This is a genomic window from Paraburkholderia sp. 31.1, assembly GCF_014397645.1.
In the GTDB taxonomy this organism is placed as follows: Bacteria; Pseudomonadota; Gammaproteobacteria; order Burkholderiales; family Burkholderiaceae; genus Paraburkholderia; species Paraburkholderia tuberum.
Window position 1 is genome coordinate 96,388 of the sequence record NZ_VZQN01000024.1, and the last position, 21,099, is coordinate 117,486.

Annotated in this window: 20 protein-coding genes and 1 pseudogene; 8 read left to right on the forward strand and 13 right to left on the reverse strand. The window is 63.7% G+C overall.

All coding sequences use genetic code 11. The features are described from left to right. On the forward strand, nt 1-759 hold the full coding sequence (locus F6X37_RS19880; RefSeq protein WP_187612496.1) for a phosphorylase: 759 nt from the start codon (nt 1-3) through the stop codon (nt 757-759). Between the two features lie 273 nt (nt 760-1,032). Here F6X37_RS19880 and F6X37_RS19885 read toward each other — a convergent pair whose 3' ends face one another. Beyond that, a complete protein-coding gene (locus F6X37_RS19885) occupies nt 1,033-1,443 on the reverse strand; it encodes a hypothetical protein (RefSeq protein WP_187612497.1) in 411 nt (136 codons plus the stop codon). A 343-nt stretch (nt 1,444-1,786) separates the two neighbouring features. On the opposite strand from F6X37_RS19885, the gene F6X37_RS19890 reads away from it, so the two are divergent. Beyond that, nucleotides 1,787-2,272, forward strand: coding sequence for an acyl-CoA thioesterase (locus F6X37_RS19890; protein ID WP_090808106.1), 486 nt, complete (start codon nt 1,787-1,789; stop codon nt 2,270-2,272). A gap of 126 nt (nt 2,273-2,398) precedes the next feature. On the opposite strand, the gene F6X37_RS19895 is transcribed toward F6X37_RS19890, so the two are convergent. Then, nucleotides 2,399-3,418 (reverse strand): VacJ family lipoprotein, encoded by a 1,020-nt coding sequence (locus F6X37_RS19895; protein WP_187612498.1) that lies wholly within the window; start codon nt 3,416-3,418, stop codon nt 2,399-2,401. A gap of 2 nt (nt 3,419-3,420) precedes the next feature. Beyond that, entirely contained in the window at nt 3,421-6,036 is a 2,616-nt protein-coding gene (locus F6X37_RS19900) for an MMPL family transporter (RefSeq protein WP_187612499.1), read from the reverse strand. 211 nt (nt 6,037-6,247) lie between these two features. Here F6X37_RS19900 and F6X37_RS19905 point away from each other — a divergent pair, with 211 nt between their 5' ends. Beyond that, entirely contained in the window at nt 6,248-6,850 is a 603-nt protein-coding gene (locus tag F6X37_RS19905) for a phospholipid-binding protein MlaC (RefSeq protein WP_184057725.1), read from the forward strand. Between the two features lie 146 nt (nt 6,851-6,996). Here the strand turns inward: F6X37_RS19905 and hpnH are convergent, their stop codons facing one another. Together hpnH and ispH are read right to left on the reverse strand one after the other, a co-directional pair. After that, nucleotides 6,997-8,151, reverse strand: coding sequence for an adenosyl-hopene transferase HpnH (hpnH, locus tag F6X37_RS19910; RefSeq protein ID WP_018423996.1), 1,155 nt, complete (start codon nt 8,149-8,151; stop codon nt 6,997-6,999). 10 nt (nt 8,152-8,161) lie between these two features. Further along, complete coding sequence (ispH, locus tag F6X37_RS19915; protein WP_090808097.1) at nt 8,162-9,106, reverse strand: 4-hydroxy-3-methylbut-2-enyl diphosphate reductase; 945 nt, start codon at nt 9,104-9,106, stop codon at nt 8,162-8,164. Between the two features lie 376 nt (nt 9,107-9,482). Between ispH and hpnC the strand changes: the two genes are divergently transcribed. Together hpnC and F6X37_RS19925 are read left to right on the forward strand one after the other, a co-directional pair. After that, a complete protein-coding gene (hpnC, locus tag F6X37_RS19920; RefSeq protein ID WP_187612500.1) occupies nt 9,483-10,349 on the forward strand; it encodes a squalene synthase HpnC in 867 nt (288 codons plus the stop codon). After that, complete coding sequence (locus F6X37_RS19925; RefSeq protein WP_090808094.1) at nt 10,349-11,521, forward strand: glycosyltransferase; 1,173 nt, start codon at nt 10,349-10,351, stop codon at nt 11,519-11,521. The genes hpnC and F6X37_RS19925 overlap by 1 nt, the downstream gene beginning before the upstream one ends. A 90-nt stretch (nt 11,522-11,611) precedes the next feature. Here the strand turns inward: F6X37_RS19925 and F6X37_RS19930 are convergent, their stop codons facing one another. Together F6X37_RS19930 and hpnA are read right to left on the reverse strand one after the other, a co-directional pair. Beyond that, nucleotides 11,612-12,178: a hypothetical protein gene (locus F6X37_RS19930; RefSeq protein ID WP_187612501.1), complete on the reverse strand. Its 567-nt coding sequence runs from the start codon at nt 12,176-12,178 to the stop codon at nt 11,612-11,614. A 134-nt stretch (nt 12,179-12,312) separates the two neighbouring features. After that, a complete protein-coding gene (hpnA, locus tag F6X37_RS19935; protein WP_187612502.1) occupies nt 12,313-13,323 on the reverse strand; it encodes a hopanoid-associated sugar epimerase in 1,011 nt (336 codons plus the stop codon). A 138-nt stretch (nt 13,324-13,461) separates the two neighbouring features. Here hpnA and F6X37_RS19940 point away from each other — a divergent pair, with 138 nt between their 5' ends. Beyond that, nucleotides 13,462-13,755: an acylphosphatase gene (locus F6X37_RS19940; RefSeq protein ID WP_090808088.1), complete on the forward strand. Its 294-nt coding sequence runs from the start codon at nt 13,462-13,464 to the stop codon at nt 13,753-13,755. Between the two features lie 103 nt (nt 13,756-13,858). On the opposite strand, the gene egtD is transcribed toward F6X37_RS19940, so the two are convergent. Then, on the reverse strand, nt 13,859-14,842 hold the full coding sequence (gene egtD, locus F6X37_RS19945) for an L-histidine N(alpha)-methyltransferase (RefSeq protein WP_090808087.1): 984 nt from the start codon (nt 14,840-14,842) through the stop codon (nt 13,859-13,861). Nucleotides 14,843-15,402: 560 nt separating this feature from the next. Between egtD and rarD the strand changes: the two genes are divergently transcribed. Then, the gene (rarD, locus tag F6X37_RS19950) at nt 15,403-16,299 is read left to right on the forward strand and encodes an EamA family transporter RarD (RefSeq protein ID WP_184057740.1); all 897 of its coding nucleotides are present in this window, start codon (nt 15,403-15,405) and stop codon (nt 16,297-16,299) included. 1 nt (nt 16,300) lies between these two features. On the opposite strand, the gene F6X37_RS19955 is transcribed toward rarD, so the two are convergent. Then, the gene (locus F6X37_RS19955; RefSeq protein ID WP_187612503.1) at nt 16,301-16,828 is read right to left on the reverse strand and encodes a DUF962 domain-containing protein; all 528 of its coding nucleotides are present in this window, start codon (nt 16,826-16,828) and stop codon (nt 16,301-16,303) included. Nucleotides 16,829-16,864: 36 nt separating this feature from the next. Here F6X37_RS19955 and F6X37_RS19960 point away from each other — a divergent pair. Continuing rightward, nucleotides 16,865-17,173 (forward strand): annotated as a pseudogene (locus tag F6X37_RS19960) (Crp/Fnr family transcriptional regulator); the annotation flags it as partial. Here the strand turns inward: F6X37_RS19960 and F6X37_RS19965 are convergent. The 4 genes from F6X37_RS19965 to F6X37_RS19980 form a co-directional block, all read right to left on the reverse strand. After that, nucleotides 17,170-17,487 (reverse strand): hypothetical protein, encoded by a 318-nt coding sequence (locus F6X37_RS19965; RefSeq protein WP_090808082.1) that lies wholly within the window; start codon nt 17,485-17,487, stop codon nt 17,170-17,172. The pseudogene F6X37_RS19960 and the gene F6X37_RS19965 overlap by 4 nt on opposite strands. A gap of 243 nt (nt 17,488-17,730) precedes the next feature. Next, on the reverse strand, nt 17,731-18,093 hold the full coding sequence (locus F6X37_RS19970) for a hypothetical protein (protein WP_187612504.1): 363 nt from the start codon (nt 18,091-18,093) through the stop codon (nt 17,731-17,733). 148 nt (nt 18,094-18,241) lie between these two features. Further along, nucleotides 18,242-20,446 (reverse strand): putative bifunctional diguanylate cyclase/phosphodiesterase, encoded by a 2,205-nt coding sequence (locus F6X37_RS19975; protein WP_262419973.1) that lies wholly within the window; start codon nt 20,444-20,446, stop codon nt 18,242-18,244. Continuing rightward, on the reverse strand, nt 20,373-21,098 hold the full coding sequence (locus F6X37_RS19980) for a GGDEF domain-containing protein (protein WP_184073471.1): 726 nt from the start codon (nt 21,096-21,098) through the stop codon (nt 20,373-20,375). Before F6X37_RS19980 ends, F6X37_RS19975 begins: the two co-directional genes overlap by 74 nt. Nucleotide 21,099: the final 1 nt, after the last annotated feature.

Here is a 21,099-nt window from a genome sequence, read left to right on the forward strand (position 1 = left end):
ATGTCCGTGTCGATGACGCCGTCCGTGGGAACGGGCGATAGCGGCTTGCCGGTGATCGTCGTGACGGGCATGGCGTTCGAGGCGCGCATCGCACGCGGCGACGGCAGCGTGCGCGTCGAAGTCGTGTACGCGGCGCGCGCCGATCTGCTCGAGCGCGCGCTGAACGCCGCGGTCGCTCGCGGCGCGGCGGGGATCGTCAGTTTCGGCACGGCGGGTGGGCTCGCGCCGGATCTGCAGCCGGGCGCGCTGATCGTCGCGGATGCCGTGCATGGGCCGTTCGGGCGGATCGACACGGATCGGCAATGGGCGGAGCGGATTGCCGCCGCCGTGACCAACGTCAGGACGGCCGAAGGGCTCGCGGGACGTCTGCGCCGTGGCGCGGTGGCGGCGGTCGCCGCGCCGCTGATCACCGCCGAAGACAAACGCGCGCTGCACGAATCGACCGGCGCGCTCGCGGTGGATATGGAATCGCACATCGCTGGCGCGGCCGCTGCCGCGCACGGTCTGCCGTTCGCCGTGTGTCGCGCAGTCGTCGATCCGGCCTGGCGCACGCTGCCGCCGGCCGCGACCGCTGGTTTGCGCGACGACGGCAGCACCGCCCTCGGGCCGATTCTGCGCGAATTGCTGCGGCAGCCGTCGCAACTCGGCGCGCTGCTGCGACTCGCCGGTGATGCGCGCGCCGCGCGGACTACGCTGGTCGAGGCGCGGGAGGCCTTGGGAAAGGGCGGCGCGCTACGGATCGCGGGCGTCAGCAGTTGAGCGACGGGGATGGCGGTTAGCCATCCCGACTGCGTCTGGGGCCGGCAGCAAGTCGCTAGCGTGGGCGTGACCTACCCCTGGAGCGGCGACTCGAGTCTTCGCCCAGGTCCCTTAGGCGGTTGCGCAGCCGCTGGTTATCTGCGTAAAGCCCCGCAAATGCCAGTATGAACAGTAGCAGCGGAAACCACTGGCCGCTGTAGCGAATCAGCGCCCATGCGATCGCCGCACAGGCGATAGCGGCGAGCAGAAGCGCCACTTTATCGACGATCCAATTCATACCAATTCCGCTCGATGGAGCGCCAGACAGGCGTAGTGCCGGCGCGCTGGCCTATTTGTCAGCACTTCCGGATGGCGATGGATGAATGCCAGCATCGACTCTGGAACGACCAATCCGAGGCGGGCCGCTGCAATTCGCGCAGTGACCGCCGCGCTGCTGGTGCCGCACGTTATCGCTGCCTTGGTCGCGACGATCAGCGAACCGATGCATGCACCGACGTAGAACGCTGCACTTAGCGCGCCAGCGACGGATAGCGCCTCCAGTGTCGTTGTTGCGCCGATCAACTCGGCAACCGTTGCGCTAGGTCCCAGTGTCTTCAGCGCGTTGAGCATGGCCGAAATATTGGACGTCGCCGTCTCGAGAGTGCCGAACAGGCTGCTCGGCGAAGGAAGGCCCAACGCGTTCATATTTGCTGCAAATGCACTTCGAAGTTGCCACAAATAACCGAATTCATAAATTGTCTGACTACGCCGTAGTCGGGGATGCCAACTTTAGGTACGGACAGAGCCCGAACCAATCAGCAACTTCTTAAAAATTGCGGGGATAGTGATGGACGTGCCTCCTAGCCATCGCCCGAAGCGGTTGACCACTAGCGGTGGTCCATCGTGGGCCCCCAAGACTATCAGCACGATTAATTATGCAATTTTGAAATATCAGGGAAAACCCTTACTATTGGTACAATGTTAGTGTTAACCCTTAGGTTCCGGCGCATGACGCGCCCTCCCGGGAGCCTCAGACACGGAGTAGCAAATGAATTTCCACACGAGAAAATGGGTCAAGCCCGAAGACCTGAATCCCAACGGGACATTGTTCGGCGGCAGCCTGCTACGCTGGATCGACGAAGAAGCCGCGATCTACGCGATCTCTCAGCTGGACAATCAGCGCGTCGTGACCAAGTTCATGTCAGAGATTAACTTCGTCAGTTCGGCACGCCAGGGCGACATCATCGAACTGGGCATGACCGCCACGCATTTCGGCCGCACGTCGATAACGCTGCGCTGCGAAGTGCGCAACAAGATCACACGCAAGAGCATTCTGACGGTCGAGAAAATGGTATTCGTCAATCTCGACGAAAACGGCGATCCGGTGCCACATGGCCGCACACGTATCCGTTATGCGGACGAGCAGTTCGCTCACTATCGCGCGAACTCCAAGCCAGTGCCGCAAACGGCACCAGTCGCGGCGGTCGAGGAAGATCGGGGCGCGGCGCGCAGCGAGGTCGAGAGCCTGCACTGAGCGGGTTGCAGCGATGCCCGCGGGCTTGGTCGGGCGACGTTTGGCTGTACTTCCACGCGGGGCACCCATCGAGGGCGCCCGCTGTGCCTTGGAGCGCTGGATCGACGTGCCCAGACCCCTGGAGCGCTATTGCGGGGCCGACGCCGGCTCAGCAGGCACGGCTGGCGTAGCGCCCGCGCCACTGTCACCCGGATCGGTGTAGTTCGGCAGATCCCCGCTGGGCGCGTTGGTCGCTCCACCGGAAGCCCCATTGGGCGCCGGCGAGGACTCACCCGGATCGTTGTAATTCGGCAGCGCACCGGGCGCGCCCTTGGCCGCGCCGCCCGCTCCCGAAGCGCCATTGGGCGTCTCGCCCACATCGCCCGGATCGGAGTAATTCGGCAGGCCGCCCGCCGGCGCGCCTGCCGCTGGGGCGGCAGCCGGGCCCGTATCGCCCTGATCGTCGTAGTTCGGCAGCGGCGGAGGGTTATTGCTCGTGCCGCGCAGCCGCGCGAGGCGCTGCTGCACATAGGCATCACGCACGAACGAGTACTTGTCGAGCGCAGCCTGCTCCAGAAGGCTGGTCGCGCCGAGCAGATCCGCACGTGTGCTCACGAACTGCAGCACGTACAGCGGATTGCGGGTCGCGGGTTCGATATAGTTCAGCGGATTGAACTTCACATCGACGACGAGCCCCATGCTGTCGCGCACCGTGCTCGGCCCGAACAGCGGCAGCACCAGATACGGACCCGACGGAATGCCCCAATGCCCGAGCGTCAGACCGAAGTCCTGATGATGCTTAGGCAGACCGGCCGGCGTCGCCCAGTCGAGCAGGCCGCCAATGCCAAACACCGAGTTGAACGCGAAGCGCATGATGTCTTCGGTCGCATCGGTGATCTTCAGTTGCAGCAGCGCGTTTGCGGCGTTGGTGAGGTCGCCGAGGTTCGAGAAGAAATTGCTGACGGCGGTGCGCAGCGGCTGCGGCGTCACTTTCTGGTAGCCCTTCGCGACCGGCACCGCGATATAGCGATCGACTCCGTCATTGAAGTTGAAGATCACCCGGTTCACCGGCTCGAACGGATCGCCCGGCTTGCGATCCGGAGCGGTCGCGCAGCCGGAAATGAGACCCGCGGCGGTGAGCGCCAGCGCGGTGTTACGCAGCTTCATGCTTATATTCCTTTTTGCTTCCCGCGACGTTGACGCGGCTTGCCCATCAGCACCGGCTGGAAAACCACCGCTCCGATCAGCGTGCAGAACAGCGAAAGCACGAGCAGCCTCCCCATGCTGGACGTGCCCGGATGGTGCGACAGCCACAGGCTACCAAACGCGGTGGCCGTTGTGGCGGCGCTGAACAGCACCGCATGCGTGAGGCTCGACTGCAACAGGCCGGTCTGGCCGTGGCGCCACGCCATCACGAAGTAGATCTTGAACGCGACGCCGACGCCGAGCATCAGCGGCAGCGCGATGATGTTCGCGAAGTTCAGCGGCATGCCGAATACCACGCACAGTTCGAGCGTGACGATCGCGGACACCAGCAGCGGCACCAGCGTGCGCAGCACGTCGCCGACACGGCGCAGCGCGATCCACAGCAGCACGGCGATCGACAGCAGCGCATAGACGGCCGCCTCCAGGAACGCCTTGATGATCGTGTTGGCCGAATGCAGGATCGAGATCGGTCCGCCGATCGCGCCCGGCTCCGCCCTCTTCACCGCGTGCGCGAAGCGCGCGAGCATCTGGTCGTCGTTTGGATCGACGCCGGGCGGCACCTTCGGCGCGATATCGACGAGCGCATGACCGCCCTTGCCGATCCACATCGCGGTGATGCCTGGCGGCAGGGTCTGCTGGGTTATTTCGGTCGGCTGCAGAAGGTTCTCAAGCTGCTTCAAGGCGATGCGCAGCGTGTCGGACATCGCGACTTCGGCGCGGTCGCGCGTGGCGGCGTCGGCGGCGGCGAGCTTTTGCAAGGTCGCGGACAGGTGCTGCGCGTCCGCCGCGCCCGGGCCCGGATGGTCCTCGGCCGCGAGCGACAACTGATTCGCCGCGCGCTTCAATGCGGCGACGCGCAACTCGTCGGTGGCCTGCGGCGCGGGCTGCTGTTGCAGCGCCGGCAGCAGCTGTTGCGCGGCGCTTGCGATCAGCATCATCTTCTGCTGCTGGTCGGCCGGCACGAAGGTGCTCAACGTGTTGACGCGGCCCACTTCCGGCAGCTTGCGCAGTCGCTCGGCCATCGCGTCGGCGTCGGCAAGCGACGGCGCCAGCGCCTGCACGTTGTTCACCGCGGCTTCGGGCGAATCCTTCAGCGACAGCAACGTTGCCATCGACTCGGTATGCGGGTCCTTCAGATGCAGCGGATTGAAGTCGAAACGCAGGTGCGTGAGCAGCGGTGTCGCGCCGATCACGACGAGCAGCGTGCCGATCAACACCGGCTTGCGATGGCGGTCGAGGAAGTCGTCGACGGGCTCGAGCTGCTTGAAACCGGGCGAGGCGACTTCGCCCGGCGGATTGAAGAGCTTCAGCAGCGCTGGCAGCAAGGTCATGTTGGTGAAGTACGCGACGAACATGCCGACGCCCGCGATCTGGCCAAGCTCCGACACGCCGCGATAAGCGGTCGGCAGGAACGAGAAGAAGCTCAGCGCGACTGCCACGGCCGCAAGCGTGAGCGGCACGCCGATGCTGTGCGCGGTGTGCATCAGCGCGGCCGACAGCCGGTCGTCGCGGTTGCGCTCCTCGCGATACTTGACGCCGAACTGCACGCCGAAATCGACGCCGAGCCCGACGAACAGCACCATGAACGCGACCGAAATCATGTTGAGCGCGCCGACCATCAACAGGCCGAGCGCGGCCGTGATCGCGAGGCCGACGAACAGCGTGATGAACACGGCCGCGATCATGCGGCCCGAGCGCAGCGCGAGCCACAGAATGATCAGGACGACGATGAAAGTGCCGATGCCGTTCAGCACCGCACCGTCCTGCACTGACGCGAACTCCTCGTCGGCGAGTGGCTGCTCGCCGGTCAGGCGGATCGTCGCACCGTAGCGCTGCTGGAGATGCAGCGAGACCGCGGTTACGCGAATCGCCCTCGACGCGCTCGCGCCCGGCTCCAGCGCGTCGTAGTTGACGACCGGATGCACGACGACAAACGAACGCGCCGGATTGGTGGCGACGCTTTTATCAACGAGAGCGCGCCACGAGAACGCGGCGGGCTGGCCGGCCAGCACGCGATCGAGCGTGTTCGCGCTTTGCGCAAGCAGCCGGCTCATGTCAGGGAGTTTGACCTGGCCGAGTTGCAGCGGCAGCAGCAGGGTCGTAGTCAGCGTGCCGGCGAGACCGGTCAGGCTCGGATCATGCGCAAGTTGATTGACGAGCGGGCGCGACTGCACGAGTTGCGAGGTGGTGGACATCACCTCGTCGGTGGACGGAAACAGCAGGCCGTTGTGTTCGAAGAAGGGGCCGCCGGCGGGCTGCGAGACCGACGTGAACTCCTTCGGATCGGCTCTGAGCGCGGCGGTCAGCGCGTTGGCGGCGGCGTCGGCGAATTCGGGCGCGCGCGCCTCGACCACCACCAGCACGGTGTCGCCACGGTCGGGGAAGGCGGCGTCGAGCGCGTTCTGGACTGCCGCCCATTGCTTGTCGGTCTCGATGAGACGGCTGATGTCCGTGTTGATCTTGAAGTTATGCGCGACGTATATGCCGCTCAGGACAGCGAGCACGATCGACAGCGCGATGATCCTCAGCGGATGACGCACCGAATACGCGACGAGACGGACGATAGATGACTTCAGCATGTAGGCGGACGTGGCCTTATCACGGGTGTTGTTTTTGACGAAGGTGCATAAGTATACAGAGCCCGGGCAAGCAAGCCCGACTTCGGTAGCAAGTACGGCTCCTGACGGCTTCGTCCGGATGGGAACGTAATCCCCGCTATACTGGTGTACCTCTCTTTAGCCGCGGGGCTGCGGCCCGTCGGCGCTACTTCTTTCGAGTCATGACAAGCGTATGAAACGATATCTGACTGCTTTTGTGGCTGCGGCCGTGGTATCCACGGCGGCGTTTGCGCAGAGCGCACCCGACGCGGTGGTAAAAAGTGCAGTCCAGGGCACGGTGGCTGCAATGAAGGCTGACCCGCAGGCGCGCGGCGGCGACATGGCGCAGATCACCCAGGTCGTCCAGACGCACTTCCTGCCCGCCACCGACTTTCAGCGCACCACACGTATCGCGGTAGGCAAGCCGTGGGCGACCGCGACGCCGGAGCAGCAGAAGCAACTGTACGAGCAGTTTACGCTGCTGCTCACGCGTACCTATGCCGCATCGCTGTCGCAACTGCGCGACCAGGACGTGAAGTTCCAGTTTGCGCCGGTCAGCGTGCAAGGCGGCGCGACCGACATCGTCGTGCAATCGCACGTGATCAGCAACGGCGGCGATGACGCGATCGACTACCGGCTCACCAAGGGGCCGTCGGGCTGGAAGATCTATGACATCAACATGATGGGCGCGTGGCTGATCCAGGTGTATCAGACGCAGTTCGCCGACCAGATCGCCAAAGGCGGCATCGACGGGCTGATCAAATTCCTGACCGCGCATAATGCGCGCGGCGCGTAAGCGGGTCGGTCGACAGAAGTTTCAATCGGTAAAAGCAAAGCGCGGTGGCCTTGATTGGCCACCGCGCTTTTTTTCGAGTTGCTTGCGCTAACTAACGATCAGGCGCAATACAGGGGCGGCGCGCGGCCGCTCTCCTGTCGAACGCCTCAGTGCGCGGCCGTCGCGGTCTCCACCTTCTTGCCCTTGCCGGCGCGCGTGATTTCTTCGAGCTTGATCTCGACGTGACGCGAGAACACGTACTCGGCGGGACGCTGCTTGTCGAGCGGAATGTCCTGCGCGAACGCGCCCGTGGTTTTCGGGCCGCGCATGCTGACCTTCAGCGCCTTCAGCGGATGCGCAACCGTGTCCATCACGGCCGTCGCTTCGAAACCGCAGTGGACCATGCAGTCCGCGCACTTCTCGTAGTTGCCGGTGCCGTACTTGTCCCAGTCCGTGGTTTCCATCAGTTCCTTGAAGGTCTTCACGTAGCCTTCGCCGACCAGATAGCACGGTTTTTGCCAGCCGAACACGGTACGCGCCGGGTTGCCCCACGGCGTGCATTCGTAGGTCTGGTTGCCCGCGAGGAAGTCGAGGAACATCGCCGACTGGCTGAACGACCAGTTCTTGCCGTTGTTGCCGCGCTTGAAGATTTCGCGGAACAGCTGCTTGGTCTTGTCGCGGTTCAGGAAGTGCTGCTGATCCGGCGCGCGCTCATACGCATAACCCGGCGATACCGTGATGCCGTCGACGCCCATCGGGCCCAACGTGTCGAAGAACTTCGCCACGCGTTCCGGCTGCGCGTCGTTGAACAGCGTGCAGTTGATGTTGACGCGGAAGCCGCGGCGCTTCGCTTCGCGGATCGCGGCCACGGCCTTCTCGTACACGCCTTCCTGCGACACCGAGTGATCGTGCGCTTCCTTGTCGCCGTCAAGATGAACCGACCACACGAAGTACGGATTCGGCTCGTAGTCGTCCATCTTCTTTTCCATCAGCAGCGCGTTCGTGCACAGGTACACGAACTTCTTGCGCGCCATGATGCCCTTGACGATCTGCGGCATTTCCTTGTGCAGCAGCGGCTCGCCACCCGCGATCGACACGACCGGCGCACCGCATTCGTCGACGGCCTGCAGGCATTCTTCCAGCGACAGACGCTGGTTCAGAATCGGATCCGGATAGTCGATCTTGCCGCAGCCATTGCAGGCGAGATTGCAGCGAAACAGCGGCTCCAGCATCAGGGCGAGCGGATAGCGTTTGTTGCCGGAGAGATGCTGGCGCATGATGTATGCGCCGACGCGGACTTTCTGTAGCAGCGGAATAGACAAGGCGTCCTCCTTAAACTTCGCGTGCAGCGAGAGGTTGCATCAGTTTCGATGGCAACTTGAATTCGACTTTTTCTTCACGGCCCGCCATCGTCGTGACATCGACGGGCCCCAATGCGCGTAGCGCATCGATTACGTTTTCGACCATTTCTTCGGGCGCCGACGCGCCGGCCGTGATGCCGACCGTGTGCACGTTGGCGAACCATTCCGGCTTCACTTCAGAGCCGTCGGCGACGAGGTAGCTCGCCACGCCGCTCTCGCTGCCGATTTCGCGCAGCCGGTTCGAGTTCGAGCTGTTGGTCGCGCCGACCACCAGCAGTACATCGACCTCTTTGCTCAATTCGCGCACCGCCGCCTGGCGGTTCTGCGTTGCATAGCAGATGTCGCGCGTGTCGGGACCGACCATGTCGGTAAAGCGGCGCAGCAGCGCGTCGATGATGCCGCGCGTGTCGTCGACCGACAACGTGGTTTGCGTCACGTAGGCGAGCGGCGCATCGACCGGCAACTCGAGTTTCGCGACTTCTGCCTCGCTCTGCACGAGCAGCACCGTGCCGGGGATCTGGCCGATCGTGCCTTCCACTTCTGGATGGCCGGCGTGGCCGATCAGGATCAGCGTGCGGCCGGCGGCCACGTACTGACGACCTTGTACGTGCACCTTGGTCACGAGCGGGCAGGTTGCGTCGAGCACGTCGAGGCCGCGCGCTTCGGCATCACGTTCGACGGTTTGCGCAACACCATGCGCGCTGAATATCGCGACGGCACCTTGCGGCACTTCATCGAGTTCCTCGACGAAACGCGCGCCCTTCTGGCGCAGATTGTCGACCACGTGACGGTTATGGACAATCTCGTGGCGGACATACACGGGCGCGCCGTGTTGCTGTAACGCACGATCGACGATTTCGATTGCGCGGACAACGCCCGCACAAAAGCCGCGGGGCTGAGCAAGGATGACTCGCATAAGTTGGCGAACTCCGACTAACGCGGGTTTCGAAGAAGTCGTGAAACTGACTTTATCGCCGCGCCCATCTTGATTAGTTGACGTCTTGAGCCCCGGCGACCGGCCGGTACAGCAAAACCAAACGCGCATTCTAACGCTATCGGGGCCACTTTGCTTTTTGCTGCGGCCCGTGTGTTGGCCGCTTGCCGCAGCCGCTGGGACGTGCGGACGACCGGGGCGGCGAGCGTTACAACGATGTAAGGAGTCAGCGCGGGATTGCCTCGTAACGCGCCCGACCATGACCGCACACTGCACCGTCACGGCGGAACCCTTAAACTACCGATCCTTGCCGCGCGGACATCGCGCTGTATTACAGAATGGTTTCGAGGCTCGCTGGATGGACGTCGATCAGCACGAAAACTTTCCGATCGCGAGCGTGTTGCTGCCTAAGGCCCTACGCGCGCCTGTCGGTATTATCTATCAGGTCGTGCGCACTGCGGCCGATATCTCCGCCGAAGGCCAGTGGAGCGCCGCCGAGCGGCATGCCCGGCTGGCCGATTTCCGCGCCGGGCTCGACGCGATCGCGCAACGGCGCGCCGCGCCCGTGCATGCGCTGTTGTTCGGCAAGCTCGCTGGCGTGATCGCGCAATACGAGCTGCCGCTCGAACCGTTCTACGATCTGCTCGAGGGCTGCGCGCAGGACATCGACACGAATCGCTATGCGGATCGCGCCGCGCTCGTCGACTATTGCCGCCGCTCGGCGCATCCGGTCGGGCATCTGCTGCTGCGTCTGGTCGGCGCAGCGACGCCGCACGATCTTGCCGACGCCGACGCGATCTGCACGGCGTCGCAGCTGATCAGCTTCTGGCTCGACGTCGCCGCCGACTGGCAACGACAGCACGTGTACCTGCCGCAAGCCGATTTGCGCCGCTTCGGCGTGACCGAGGCGCAGATTGCCGATGGTGTCGTCGACGATGCGTGGCGCGCGCTGATGGCGTATGAAATCGCGTTCGTGCGCGCCACGCTGGTCCGCGGCGCACCGCTCGCGCTGCGCATGCCGGGGCGGCTCGGCATCGAGCTGTGCGGCGCGGTGCATGCAGGCCTTCGGTTTCTCGAGCGCATCGAGCGCGCGGATTACGATGTGTTCCGCGCGCGCCCGGTCCTCAATCTGTTCGACTGGTGCGTGGTGGCGGCGCGCACCCTGAAAATGCGACTATCCAGACGCGTCGGCATGGCGGCGCGCTCAATCGAGGGTAATGCTTAATGGCGGCGGTCCTGTTCGTTCTTTCGTGTGTTTCCCTGCTGATCTGGTGCGTGCTGCTGTTCGCGCGTGGCGGCTTCTGGCGCGCGCGTCCCGCCGCGCCGCTGGCCATCGCGGCGCGCGACGCATGGCCGGCCGTCGCGGCCGTCGTACCGGCGCGCAATGAAGTCGACGTGATCGCCGAGGCGGTCACGTCGCTGCTCGAGCAGGACTATGCAGGCGCGTTCCACGTGATCGTCGTCGACGATCACAGCACCGACGGCACCGCCGACGCCGCGCGTGCCGCAGCGCTGCGGCTGCAATGTCCGGAGCGCCTCACCGTGCTGAGCGCGAAGCCGTTGCCGCCAGGCTGGTCCGGCAAGGTGTGGGCGCAGTCGCAGGGCATCGAGGCGGTGCGCACGCTCGATCTGCCGGCCGAATTCCTGTTGCTGACCGATGCCGACATCGGCCACCCCGCCGAGGCGTTGACGCAGCTCGTCGCGCGCGCGGATGCCGAAAAGCGCGACCTCGTCTCGCTGATGGTCCGGCTGCGCTGCGATTCGTTCTGGGAAAAGGCGCTGATTCCGGCCTTCGTGTTCTTCTTCGCGAAGCTGTATCCGTTCGCATGGGTCAACAATCCACGCAACCGCACCGCGGCCGCGGCGGGCGGTTGCATGCTGGTGCGCCGCGCGGCGCTCGAGGAAGCGGGCGGCATCGAGTCGATCCGCGCCGAGCTGATCGACGATTGCAGTCTTGCCGCGCGCATCAAGCATCGTGGCACCGGCCGTCATCCGATCCGGCTCGATGTGGCGGCGAAGAGCGTGTCGCTGCGTCCCTACGATAGCTGGCGCGACATCTGGAACATGATCGCGCGCACCGCGTTCACGCAGCTGCGCTACTCGCCGCTACTGCTCGCGGGCACGCTCGTCGGCATGGCGATCATCTATCTGTTGCCGCCGGTCGCGGCGTTGATCCTCGGGCCGCTCGGCTGGCCGGCCTGGATCGCGTGGGCGGCAATGTGCTGCGCCTATGCGCCGATGCTCGTCTACTACCGGCGCTCACCGCTGTGGGCGCCGTTTCTGCCACTCGTGGCGCTGTTCTATGTCGGCGCAACGTTCGCATCGGCGGTGCGCTACTGGCGTGGCAAGGGTGGGCAGTGGAAGGCGCGCGTGCAGGCGCCGGTGCAGGAGCGCTGAAGTCTGTCGATGGCCGATGCGCTCGTCGGATGCAGAACGCAGACGTAAAAAAAGCGGCTCCAGGCCGCTTTTTCTACGTAGCGCGTTTCATCACGCGTTCGTCAGCATCATGTACATCTGGATCACGATGTCCGGCGAGAACGTGAACGGTACCCAGCCGTGGCCGGTGTGGCGCATCACCAGCAAGCGGTCGCCGTTCGACTGCTTCTGCACGGCCATCATCGGATTCTTCGTCGAGACGAATTGCCAGCCCGGCGGGATGCCTTGCGGCTGCTCCGGCGTCATCGACGCCCGTGCGTTCGACAGTTCCTCGATCAGCCGGCTGATCTGGTCCGGGCGTAGTGCGACGGTCTGATCGCCGATCGTCATCGTGATTTCGTCGCGCGCGGGGCGGTTGATTTCGAGCGTCGGCTGCAATTGCGGGGCGGCCGGCGTATCGATCGCTTCGGCGTGCGTTTCTGCGTTTGCTTCGGTGCTCGCGGGCTGTTCCGCCGCTGCTTGCGCCGCTGCTTCGTGCGCGGCATGCTCCACCGCCGCGGGCAATGCCGCAGCGTCAGCGCTTGTCTCGGGAGTGTTCTCGGCCTGCGTGGCCACGACAGCCTGAATGAGCTGGTCGACGCCCATTTCCAGCGCGCCGAGCTGTTCGTGAAGATTCATGCGAGGTTTCTCAGGTAGGACCCGCGATTTTACCTGCTGCGCGCAGGCTTGGACCCGTCGCCGGCGCGGGACTTGTAACAAAATGCTTACGGCCGCTGTTCAGCCCTTCACTTAACCGTTCACTTATCCCTTGATCACCGCTTCAGATACCCCGCCTGCCGGAACCATTCGAGCGCATCGGCGAGCCCCTCGCGATAAGGCCGCGCCCGATACCCCAGCTCGCGTTCCGCCTTCGCCGACGTGAAATACATCTTGTTCTTCGACATCTTCAGTCCGTCGACGGTGACGAAAGGTTCGCGCTTCGTGAATTTGGCGACCGCTTCCGCGCCCATCGCGAGCGGATACAACGGCCAGCGCGGCAGGCTCAGTGTCGGTGCCTTGCGGTCGGTCAATGCCGCGATATCGGCGAGCATCTGCTGCAACGGCAGATTTTCGCCGCCCAGAATATAGCGCTCGCCGATCTTGCCGCGTTCGAGCGCAAGGAAATGACCGGCGGCGACGTCGTCGACGTGCACGAGGTTCAGCCCCGTATCGACGAATGCGGGAATCTTGCCGAGCGCCGCCTCCAGAATGATGCGCCCGGTGGGCGTCGGCTTCACGTCGCGCGGGCCGATCGGCGTCGATGGATTGACGATCACCGCGGGCAGACCGTCCTCGGCGATCATGCGCTCGACCGCGCGCTCGGCGAGCACCTTGCTGCGCTTGTAGACGCCGATCGCCTGGTCGGCGCGAAGCGGCGAGGTTTCGTCGGCGGACTGGCCGGAGCTCGTCACCTTCAGCGTGGCGACGCTGCTCGTATACACGATGCGTTCCACGCCTTCCTTCAACGCCGCGCGCATCGTCGCCTCGGTGCCTTCGAGATTCGCGCGCTCGATCTCGCCGGGGTCCGGCGCCCACAGCCGATAATCGGCGGCCACGTGCAGCAGATAGCGCACGCCGCGCAGCGCGTTGCGCATCGATGCTTCGTCGCGCATGTCGCCGACGACGATTTCCGCGTCGAGCGATTCGACGTTCTTGCGCGGACTCGTCGCGCGCACCAGCACGCGTACGCGAAAGCCCTTGCTCTGCGCGATGCGCGCCACCGACGAGCCGACGAAGCCGGACGCGCCGGTCACGAGCACGAGATCGCGATTCTGTTCGGTCATTCTGTTTCCATTTCCGGCGTGACGGTCGACGGATTGTACGTGGCGCGCGCAAAGGATGGGCGTTGCCGAGCGCGCTCGCCGCGACGCGACTAGAATGCCGGCTTGAAAGATTGTCAGGCATTAAAAGGAGGTAGCGGCATGGCCCCGGATCTGGATGAGCGGATCGAAACGTATTACGCGCGGGTGCGCGGCACCGTGCAGGGCGTTGGTTTTCGCCTTGCGACGGTGCGCCAGGCGCACGCGCTCGGCATCAAGGGATGGGTCGCGAATCTCGACGACGGTTCGGTCGAGGCGATGTTGCAGGGACCGGCCAATCAGATCGACAGGATGTTGTCGTGGCTGCGTCACGGACCGCCGGCGGCGCGCGTGACCGAAGTGAGCGGCGAGGAGCGCGTGACGGACAGGCGTTACGAGCGCTTCGAGCAGCATTGAGCTCGAGCTGCGTGAGTTAAAAAAGCGGCGCGCCGTCCAGAGGAGGGCGCGCCGCTTTTTCGTTTATGACTTTATCGGCCGTGATTGGCCGCGTGGTCAGCGCTTACCGGGCCACCAACAAACTCTCCGCGAATCCCCACTCATCCTCGATCCATTGATGGCTGCACACGAAGCCGGCGCCATCGGCGATCGCGGGCAATTCTTCCGCACGATACTTGTGGCTGCTTTCGGTCCAGATCGTCTCGCCTTCCGTCAGCGACACCGTCAGCTTTGCGGCGCGCACGTGAGCGGTGATATCGCGCTTCGCGCGCAGATGCATCTCGATGCTGCGCGCGTCCGGATTGAAGCGCGCGACGTGCTCGAACTCATCGAGCGGAAAGTCGCCGTCGAGTTCGCGGTTGACGCGCGCGAGCAGGTTCAGATTGAACGACGCGGTCACGCCGATCGCGTCGTCGTAGGCTGCGACCAGCACCGGCGTCGGTTTGATCAGATCGGTGCCGAGCAGCAGCGCGTCGCCGGGCGCGAGCATGTTGCGGATCTCGCGCAGAAAACGCGTCGCCGCGAGCCTGCCGAAGTTGCCGATCGTGCTGCCGAGGAACAGCACGAGCAAGCGGTCGTCGGGCGCGCGCTGCCGGCTCACTTCGGCGAGACCGGCCAGATAGTCGCGCTCATAACCGACGATCGAAATCCGCTCGATGTCACCGAGTTCGCGCCGGCACAACTGCAAAGCACTGCGCGAAATTTCAATCGGGCAGTAGGAAGTAGGGCGTTTTTTACACAGCGCCTCGAGAATGCGCCGCGTTTTACGGCCGCTGCCGCTGCCGAGTTCGGCGACCGTGACGTCATGCGGCAAATGCTCGACGATGTCGGCCGCGTGCTTCGCGAGCAGACGTTCTTCGGCGCGCGTGACGCCATATTCGGGTAATACGGTAATCACTTCAAAAAGTGCGGAACCGACCTCGTCGTACAGATACTTCGACGGCAGCTCTTTTTGCGGCGTATGGGTGAGGCCGGCGTACACGTCGGCGGCGAAGGCGCGACGCAGTTCGGAAGGCGAGTTGCTGAGCGATAGGGCTGGCTGGGTCATGCTGGCTCCAGTAGTCACATTCGATGAGCGGGATTGCTGCCGGGCGGTGGCATGCGCGATGAAACGCAGTTGAGGCATGCCGTGGGCGAGATGCGCGGGCGGTGATTCGTGGCGGCCTGACAGACTGCGCACGAGGCTGCATTCGCCGACCCGGCTCGTGGCTGCTGCTCGTTGCGTGCCGCTGTGGACGTCGTTGTCGCGAGTGGTGCGGCCACAGCGTGCAAAACTTGGGTAGCAAGATTCGCGCGAGGCGAGGACGAACCTGGAATGGCTTCGCCGGCCGCGGCGCACGAAGTTATGTTCTAGTGCATCGACGCGCGACGCGCACGACTAATTGCAGCCGACTGACGAAAAAGCGCAAGCCCGTTGGCGAATAACCCGTCTAGAATGCCCGTTTTCCTACGGTTTTGCACCGCCGCTTCAGAACAACAACGCAGCGTCTGCCGCTTTGCCCGCGTGGCCGCCTGCTCACGAGACATCATATTCATGACGACAACGAACGCCGCGAGCCTGCGTCGCGCGCCGCAAGCCCACGCGTCACACCGAGCCCCGACCGCGCAATGAATCACAACGACTTCAGGCGCGGGATCGCATTGTCGGTCGGCGCGTCGGCGATGTTCGCATTATTGTCCGCTTACGCGACGCTGCTCAAACCGCTGTCGGGCCTCGACATCTTCGCGTGGCGCATCGTGTGGACCGTGCCTGGCGCGCTGCTGCTCGTCGCGGTGCGCAAGCGCCTGCCGATTCTGCGCGCGCTCGTTGTCCAAATGATGACGCAGCCGAAGCTCGGTGCCGCGATGGCCGTGGCTGCGGGCCTGCTCGGCGTACAGCTGTGGCTGTTTTTGTGGGCGCCGCTGCATGGGCGCATGCTCGAAGTGTCGCTCGGCTATTTCCTGCTGCCGCTCGTGATGGTGCTGGTCGGGCGCTTCCACTATCGCGAGCGGCTCGACGCGTTGCAGTGGCTCGCGGTCGCGTGCGCGGCGGTTGGCGTCGCTCACGAACTGTGGGTGACGGGTGCGTTCTCGTGGCCGACGCTCGTCGTCGCGCTCGGTTATCCGCCTTATTTCGTGGTGCGTCGTCAGATCAATCAGGATTCACTTGCAATGTTCACCGTCGAAATGGCGTTGCTGCTGCCGGTGGCCGCCGTGTGCATTCTCGGCGGCGGCTCGCTGCAAGCGATCGCCGGACGCGCCGAAATGTGGTGTCTGCTATTGCCGGGCCTCGGTGCGTTGAGCACGCTCGCGCTCGCTTCGTATCTGAAGGCGAGCCGACTGTTGCCGGTCGCGTTGTTCGGCATTCTCGGCTACGTCGAGCCGGTGCTGCTCGTGTTCGTGTCGATCACGCTGCTGCGCGAAACGCTGAGCGTCGCGCAACTCGCGACCTATGTGCCGATCTGGATCGCCGTCGCGCTGACCGCGCTGCACAGCGTGCGCTTCGTTCGGTTCGCGTCGAACTGAACTACGGCGCTCGCTCAGCGATGCGCGTCGGGCCTACCTCAGCCTCGATCGCATCGCGCAGCTCGGGACGCCAGCCGACACCGAACAGCGCTTCGGCGAGCACGAATAGCGGGCCGATCAACAGGCCGATCACGTCGTCGACGAATGCCGGCTTGCGATGTTCGTAGGCCACGTGGCCGACGAACTGGAACACCCAGCCGACCACGAACAGCCCAATGCCGGTCGCGAGCCACACGAGCGTCGTTTGCGCGGCGATCCACTTGCCGAACGCGACGCAGAGCGCCGAGACACAGGCCATCAGCACGCCGAGCGGCACGTCGAGCGCGAGGTAGTAGACGGTCGCCGCCACGAACAGCAGCCACGCCGGCGACAACGTGACCGGGAACATCCCGGCGCCAAACGACGGGCGGCTCAGCAACACCGCGAGCGCGAGCACGATCATCGGAATGCCGACGAAGTGCGTGGCGATATTGCGCCGGTCGCGATGGTAGGCCGCGTATTGCGTCAGTTGCTGCGTCAGCGTTCTCATCAGTGCCGCTCCTGTGTCAAAGCCAGCATAATCGCGGTGCTGCTCGCGCACAAGTTGCGTCTGGCGTTCGAGGCGATCGAGGAAGCCGCGCTATTGCCGGCCGCACCGCGTGTCGCGCGGCGCCTGTTGCTGATGGCGGGCGGCTATGGCGAACCCGGCGCATTGCGCAACGTGCTGAAGGTCCCGCAGGAAGACCTGGCGATGATGCTCGCGTTGTCGCGGCAGACGATCAATCAGGTGCTCAAGCACTTCGAGACGCAGGGCGCGTTGAAGCTGCGTTATGCGGAGATCGAAATCGTCGATGCCGACAAGCTGCGTGAACAGTCTCTCGTCGAGCGCATTTAACGCGCGCTCGGGTGCCTGACGCGACGTTTCAATGGACCGATCGTCGCGGCGGGCAACGTGGTGAGCAGCATGTGCAACGTGAAGTGGAGATCTTCGCGCGCGATGTCGAGTTGCACGCGGTCTTCTTCGCGCACGGTTTCCGTGTTGATTACATAGACGCCGAGCGGCGAATGAAGCAGTGCGCGCAAGTGAGCGTGCGGCAGCGTCACGAGTAGAGCCGCGCGCGCCGACGGAAACGCAATGACGTTGCTGTGTTGAACCTGCTTGCTGGCAGGTTGCGGCGAGAGCTTGTCGAGCGATTGGGTAAGAGCCATGTGATGCGGCGTTGGTGCGACGCGATGGTGAATTGGAACAATTCGAGAGTAGTCGTCCGCGAGTAAAGACGGTGCAAAAATTCGCGCGTTTGTCGGCAAAAAGATACGGCGGTGAATGACACGCCGCATAGAAAAAAAGGCGAGTCATAAGACTCGCCCTCCCTGAACGGCACAGTCCGGCTTCGATCAACTTCTATTTGAACAGCACCTGCATGGCCGGTCAGCGCCGAAACCGATCACGTGTTATTGCGTTTTGGTCGTGTCGGCTTGTGCGCCGTCGGCTTTCGCCGGGGCAGTGCTGGCCTCTTTCGCACTCTCCGTTTTAGTCTTCGCGGCGCTCGTTTCGACGGCATTTTTGGCCGTGGACTTGTGGGCCTTTTTCGTACGGGCGGAAGTCTTTTTCACGTGCTTTTGCGTAGCGGCTTCGGCAGGCGCTTTCGTTGCGGTCGCGCCGGCTTGTACCGCGGTGCTCGCCTTCAGATTCGCCTGGCCGGTGGCTGGCAACTGCGTGGTTTGCGCGGGTTGTGCGGCAGACGGTGCGGCCGTTTGAGCAAAGGCGGTCGACACGAGCAGTGCGGAAGCAACAGCGGCGAAAAGCGTCTTCATGATGTGACTCCAGGTTGAATCGGTGGATTCGTTTGTCGCGGCTGAATCATTTCAGCGCTGCCGGTTTAACGTAGGGCGGAATACAGGAGTTGACGCCGCGCTGGTGACAAAACGTAAGTAGTGCGTCAGCGCGGATACATGTTGCGACTCACAAAGCGAATCCCCGGAAAGGCGCCACGCTCAATGAAGACGCGACCGCGGTCTTGCCGAGCAATTGCGCTAAAGCCTCCGGCGAGACCGCTGGGCTAAACAGGAAACCCTGGGCCACCGTGCATCCGTGACGGACCAGAAACTCGCGCTGGACATCGAGCTCGACCCCTTCGGCGACGACATCGAAGCTCAGCGTTTCAGCAATCGCGATGATGGCAAGCGACAGAGCTTCGAGTTCCTTGTCTCTGCCGATTTCGCAAACGAAGGCGCGATCGATCTTGATGCGGTCGACGCTAAAGCGTTTCAGATAGCTGAGGCTCGAATAACCGGTGCCGAAGTCGTCGATAGCGATGGACACACCGAGTTCGCGCAGTTCGCGAAAAGCCCGTTGCGCTTCTTCAGCGTTGCGCATCAACGTGCCCTCGGTGACTTCGAGCTCCAGCAGTTCGGCGGGCCAATGGGCATCGTCGAGTGCCGAGCGCACTACGCCTGGAAGGTCTGCCCGTTCGAGTTGAAGTGGCGAAACATTGACCGATATGCGCACGGGCGGAAGCCCCGAGCGTACCCATGCGCTCGCCTGCAGACACGCCTGCCGCAATACCCACGTGCCGATGCTCTGGATCAGACCGGTTTCTTCGGCAAGCGGGATGAAGACGGCCGGCGAGACTTCACCGAGTTCGTCGTCGTGCCACCGCAAAAGTGCCTCGGCACCGACGATGCATCCGGTTTTCATGTCGATTTGCGGCTGATACGCCAGATACAACTCATTGGCTTTCGCCGCGCGCCGCAGTCGCGTCGTGAGCCGCAACTTCCCGGCGGCCGCCCGGCTCAGCTCCGGTTCGTAGAATTGATAGCCGTTTCTCCCACGCGATTTCGCCACGTACAACGCGGCATCGGCATTTCGCGTGAGCAGTTCCGGCTGGGCGCCGTCTTGTGGAAAAGTACTGACGCCGATGCTTGCTTCGAGATAAAGCTCGTGCTCGCCGATGCGATACGGCTCGCTCATCTCGTGAATCAGCGTGTCCAGCATTTCGGTGAGTTGCTTCGCGTCGGCCCGTTCCGCGACGATGACGAATTCATCGCCCCCGTAACGCGCGACGAAATCCGTCGCGCGCAGCAGACGCTGAAGCCTTCGCGCCACGGCCTGTAGCAGCAAATCGCCAATGCGGTGTCCGAGCGAATCGTTGACGTCCTTGAAACGATCGAGATCGAGGAACAGGACGGAAATGTTCTGACCTGTCGCTGCCGCGCGTACGAGCGACTCTGAAAGATGTTCGCCGAGCAGCACCCGGTTCGGCAGATCGGTCAGGGCGTCATATCTGGCTTGATGCTCGAGTCTTGTGAGCGAACGACGAAGATGCGCTCCAATGCGCCCGTTCCAGTGAATCAGCGAAAGCAGCAACAAGGCCGAAGCGACGCCGCAGCTCAACAGCATGCGCGTAAACCACTTCCCATCCAACGAGGATTTGCTGACGACTAAAGCGACCTTGGCGTCGGCCGCGAGTCGTACGTCGACGACCCGCTCGAGAACGCTATAGAAATAGGCGTCGATTTGTTCGAGTCTGGGGTCGCCCACTGCCACACTGCCGGGATGTTCCGCGATCTTGCGCGCAAGACCAAAGCTCAGCTCGCTAAGTCTGCCGATCATGTCGTCCAGATCCGACAGCCTCGATATGCATTCCTGATTCTCGCTGCAGCTCTCGCGCGCGTCGCGCGTCAACGCGAGCAGTTCCAGCATCGGAAAGCTATAAGCGGCGCGGTTGTAAAGCGGCACCGTTGCGATCGAGGTGTAGAGCGTCGCATGCTCATCGAGCATGACTTGCTGAACCTGGTCGAGATCGTGGCGCAGCCGCCCGGAAGCCTGGATCGTTCGAAGCGAACTGTCCTGCTCGCTGCTCTGGCGGATTGCGAGGAAGGTACTCGTCGCAATGACAGCGAGAATGGCAAGTACGGCTATGACAGTACCGGCTTTGCTCGTTGCTTCCTGTCCCAAGGCCCTTCCCTTTCCGTCAACCCCGCGCGGGCGCACACCGACCCGCCCGGATAGTGAATGTTTAGGTGGCTGCATGAGTTGCCTTAGGGCGCCCCAGATCTGCCTGTAACGGCGCGCGATGGGTCTGCTTATCCGCCTATCGATCGGCAAATTCCACGCGGTTGCGCCCGCTTCGCTTGGCGCGGTACAGAGCCGCATCGGCGAGGCCATATGCGGTGTCGAAACAGGTTCCGACCTCGTTGATGCTGACGCCAAAGCTGGCCGTGATGCGGCGCTCGACGGGTGGAACGACCAGCGAGTCACCGATGGCTTCTCGCATGCGCTCGGCAAGAATGGCACCGCTCGCCGGTTCATGACCGGGCAGCAGCACGGTGAACTCCTCACCGCCCACTCGCCCGATGAAGCCTTGTTCCCCGACGATTCTGCGCAGACAATCGACGACCCCCGAAATGACCGCGTCTCCGGTGGGGTGGCCGTAGTCGTCGTTGATCCGCTTGAATTCGTCGATGTCGAGGATGATCATCACCGCGCTGCTGATGCGCAAGACCTTGGTGGTCCGTTCGATCACGGCACTGCGGTTCAGTACGCCCGTCAACGCGTCGTGCGATGCGCGATACGCCAACTGCTGGGCCAGCGCCTGCATCTCGCGTTCGGCCCGGTCGCTGCGGCCGATCAGGCGCCGTGTCTCGCGCATCAGGCGCTGGAAGTGCTCGATCAGTTCGCCCAACGACTGGCGATACTCCGCGGGGTCCGCATCGATGATCGAATGCATGGCCCGAGCCTTTGCCAGCGCGGTGCTTTCGTTCTGGAACAGATCGGGTGCGCCGCCCGAGGACACGTCAAGGGAAGAGGTCGAACGCACT

Bases quoted from the DNA above. Each gene is read 5' to 3' on its own strand.
- F6X37_RS19975 (WP_262419973.1), bottom strand. From the start codon at position 20,446: ATGGCCTCGCCGATGCGGCTCTGTACCGCGCCAAGCGAAGCGGGCGCA.
- ispH (WP_090808097.1), bottom strand. From the start codon at position 9,106: ATGCGAGTCATCCTTGCTCAGCCCCGCGGCTTTTGTGCGGGCGTTGTC.
- rarD (WP_184057740.1), top strand. From the start codon at position 15,403: ATGAATCACAACGACTTCAGGCGCGGGATCGCATTGTCGGTCGGCGCG.
- F6X37_RS19890 (WP_090808106.1), top strand. From the start codon at position 1,787: ATGAATTTCCACACGAGAAAATGGGTCAAGCCCGAAGACCTGAATCCC.
- F6X37_RS19880 (WP_187612496.1), top strand. From the start codon at position 1: ATGTCCGTGTCGATGACGCCGTCCGTGGGAACGGGCGATAGCGGCTTG.
- F6X37_RS19925 (WP_090808094.1), top strand. From the start codon at position 10,349: ATGGCGGCGGTCCTGTTCGTTCTTTCGTGTGTTTCCCTGCTGATCTGG.
- F6X37_RS19895 (WP_187612498.1), bottom strand. From the start codon at position 3,418: ATGAAGCTGCGTAACACCGCGCTGGCGCTCACCGCCGCGGGTCTCATT.
- hpnC (WP_187612500.1), top strand. From the start codon at position 9,483: ATGGACGTCGATCAGCACGAAAACTTTCCGATCGCGAGCGTGTTGCTG.
- F6X37_RS19885 (WP_187612497.1), bottom strand. From the start codon at position 1,443: ATGAACGCGTTGGGCCTTCCTTCGCCGAGCAGCCTGTTCGGCACTCTC.
- F6X37_RS19965 (WP_090808082.1), bottom strand. From the start codon at position 17,487: ATGGCTCTTACCCAATCGCTCGACAAGCTCTCGCCGCAACCTGCCAGC.
- F6X37_RS19905 (WP_184057725.1), top strand. From the start codon at position 6,248: ATGAAACGATATCTGACTGCTTTTGTGGCTGCGGCCGTGGTATCCACG.
- hpnA (WP_187612502.1), bottom strand. From the start codon at position 13,323: ATGACCGAACAGAATCGCGATCTCGTGCTCGTGACCGGCGCGTCCGGC.
- egtD (WP_090808087.1), bottom strand. From the start codon at position 14,842: ATGACCCAGCCAGCCCTATCGCTCAGCAACTCGCCTTCCGAACTGCGT.
- F6X37_RS19900 (WP_187612499.1), bottom strand. From the start codon at position 6,036: ATGCTGAAGTCATCTATCGTCCGTCTCGTCGCGTATTCGGTGCGTCAT.
- F6X37_RS19940 (WP_090808088.1), top strand. From the start codon at position 13,462: ATGGCCCCGGATCTGGATGAGCGGATCGAAACGTATTACGCGCGGGTG.
- F6X37_RS19955 (WP_187612503.1), bottom strand. From the start codon at position 16,828: ATGAGAACGCTGACGCAGCAACTGACGCAATACGCGGCCTACCATCGC.
- F6X37_RS19930 (WP_187612501.1), bottom strand. From the start codon at position 12,178: ATGAATCTTCACGAACAGCTCGGCGCGCTGGAAATGGGCGTCGACCAG.
- F6X37_RS19970 (WP_187612504.1), bottom strand. From the start codon at position 18,093: ATGAAGACGCTTTTCGCCGCTGTTGCTTCCGCACTGCTCGTGTCGACC.